Source organism: Stenotrophomonas sp. GD04054 (genome assembly GCF_029836955.1).
Lineage (GTDB): Bacteria > Pseudomonadota > Gammaproteobacteria > Xanthomonadales > Xanthomonadaceae > Stenotrophomonas > Stenotrophomonas maltophilia_A.
In genome coordinates, this window is the sequence record NZ_JAOECR010000098.1 from 2,501 (window position 1) to 5,276 (window position 2,776).

The 2,776-nt window shown below is 53.9% G+C and carries 1 rRNA gene (only partly in view); it reads left to right on the forward strand.

The features are described 5' to 3' along the window. A 23S ribosomal RNA gene (locus N7573_RS22245) occupies positions 1-2,593 on the forward strand (it extends 287 nt beyond the left edge of the window). Positions 2,594-2,776: the final 183 nt, after the last annotated feature.

Below are 2,776 nucleotides of genomic sequence, written 5' to 3' on the forward strand. Positions count from 1 at the left end.
AACACTCTGGAAAGAGTGGCCATAGAAGGTGATAGCCCTGTATCTGAAAGGGCCATTTCAGTGAAGACGAGTAGGGCGGGGCACGTGAAACCCTGTCTGAACATGGGGGGACCATCCTCCAAGGCTAAATACTACTGACCGACCGATAGTGAACCAGTACCGTGAGGGAAAGGCGAAAAGAACCCCGGAGAGGGGAGTGAAATAGAACCTGAAACCGTGTGCGTACAAGCAGTAGGAGCTCCGCAAGGAGTGACTGCGTACCTTTTGTATAATGGGTCAGCGACTTACTGTTCGTGGCAAGCTTAACCGTATAGGGGAGGCGAAGGGAAACCGAGTCTGATAAGGGCGCATAGTCGCGGGCAGTAGACCCGAAACCGGGTGATCTAGTCATGCCCAGGGTGAAGGTGCGGTAACACGCACTGGAGGCCCGAACCCACTCCCGTTGCAAAGGTAGGGGATGAGGTGTGATTAGGAGTGAAAAGCTAATCGAACCCGGAGATAGCTGGTTCTCCTCGAAAGCTATTTAGGTAGCGCCTCATATGTATCCTCTCGGGGGTAGAGCACTGTTATGGCTAGGGGGTCATCGCGACTTACCAAACCATTGCAAACTCCGAATACCGAGACGGACTGTATGGGAGACACACGGCGGGTGCTAACGTCCGTCGTGAAAAGGGAAACAACCCAGACCCACAGCTAAGGTCCCAAATTCACTGCTAAGTGGAAAACCATGTGGAAAGGCACAGACAGCCAGGAGGTTGGCTTAGAAGCAGCCACCCTTTAAAGAAAGCGTAATAGCTCACTGGTCGAGTCGGTCTGCGGGGAAGATTTAACGGGGCTAAGCAGTGAACCGAAGCTTGGGGTGCATAACTTTGTTATGCGCGGTAGAGGAGCGTTCCGTAAGCCGTTGAAGGTGGATTGAGAAGTCTGCTGGAGGTATCGGAAGTGCGAATGCTGACATGAGTAACGATAATGCGGGTGAAAAACCCGCACGCCGAAAGCCCAAGGTTTCCTTGCGCAACGTTAATCGGCGCAGGGTGAGTCGGCCCCTAAGGCGAGGACGAAAGTCGTAGTCGATGGGAAGCAGGTTAATATTCCTGCACCTCGCGTAAGTGCGATGGAGGGACGGAGAAGGTTAGGTGTACCAGGCGTTGGTTGTCCTGGGGAAAGGCGGTAGGTTTGGATCTTTGGCAAATCCGGGATCCTTCAAGACCGAGCACCGAGACGAGCCTTTATGGCGAAGTCACTGATACCACGCTTCCAGGAAAAGCTCCTAAGCTTCAGCTTACGCAGACCGTACCGTAAACCGACACAGGTGGGTAGGATGAGAATTCTCAGGCGCTTGAGAGAACTCGGGTGAAGGAACTAGGCAACATGGCACCGTAACTTCGGGAGAAGGTGCACCCTTTTTGGTGGCTCGTGCGAGCTATAGCTGAAGAGGGTCGCAGTAACCAGGCCGCTGCGACTGTTTATCAAAAACACAGCACTCTGCAAACACGAAAGTGGACGTATAGGGTGTGACGCCTGCCCGGTGCTGGAAGGTTAATTGATGGGGTCAGCCGCAAGGCGAAGCTCTTGATCGAAGCCCCAGTAAACGGCGGCCGTAACTATAACGGTCCTAAGGTAGCGAAATTCCTTGTCGGGTAAGTTCCGACCTGCACGAATGGCGTAACGACAGCGGCGCTGTCTCCACCCGAGACTCAGTGAAATTGAAATCGCTGTGAAGATGCAGCGTTCCCGTGGCAAGACGGAAAGACCCCGTGAACCTTTACTATAGCTTTACACTGAACGTTGAGTTCGTCTGTGTAGGATAGGTGGGAGGCTATGAAACTGTGGCGCTAGCTGCAGCGGAGCCATCCTTGAAATACCACCCTGTCGTGCTTGACGTTCTAACCTGGGCCCATTATCTGGGTCGGGGACCGTGTATGGTGGGTAGTTTGACTGGGGCGGTCTCCTCCTAAAGAGTAACGGAGGAGCTCGAAGGTACGCTCAGCGCGGTCGGACATCGCGCACTGTGTGCAAAGGCATAAGCGTGCTTGACTGCAAGATCGACGGATCAAGCAGGTAGGAAACTAGGACTTAGTGATCCGGTGGTTCTGTATGGAAGGGCCATCGCTCAACGGATAAAAGGTACTCCGGGGATAACAGGCTGATACCGCCCAAGAGTTCATATCGACGGCGGTGTTTGGCACCTCGATGTCGGCTCATCACATCCTGGGGCTGTAGTCGGTCCCAAGGGTATGGCTGTTCGCCATTTAAAGTGGTACGCGAGCTGGGTTCAGAACGTCGTGAGACAGTTCGGTCCCTATCTGCCATGGGCGTTGGAGATTTGAGAGGGGCTGCTCCTAGTACGAGAGGACCGGAGTGGACGAACCTCTGGTGTTCCGGTTGTCACGCCAGTGGCATTGCCGGGTAGCTATGTTCGGAAGCGATAACCGCTGAAAGCATCTAAGCGGGAAGCGCGCCTCAAGATGAGATCTCCCGGGGCACAAGCCCCCTGAAGGAACCATGTAGACTACGTGGTTGATAGGTCAGGTGTGTAAGTACAGCAATGTATTGAGCTAACTGATACTAATGATCCGAGAGGCTTGACCATATAACCTCAAGTTGCCTTGGCTTTACGACAGCGTCGTAAGAGCATCCAAGTGCACGCTACGTCACAAGAACTACGAGAGGCAGGCGCCTTATCCAGTTGTATCGGATGGCGACGCTCCAACCGCCTCCCTGGTGAAATTAGCGCTGTGGAACCACCCGATCCCATCCCGAACTCGGAAGTGAA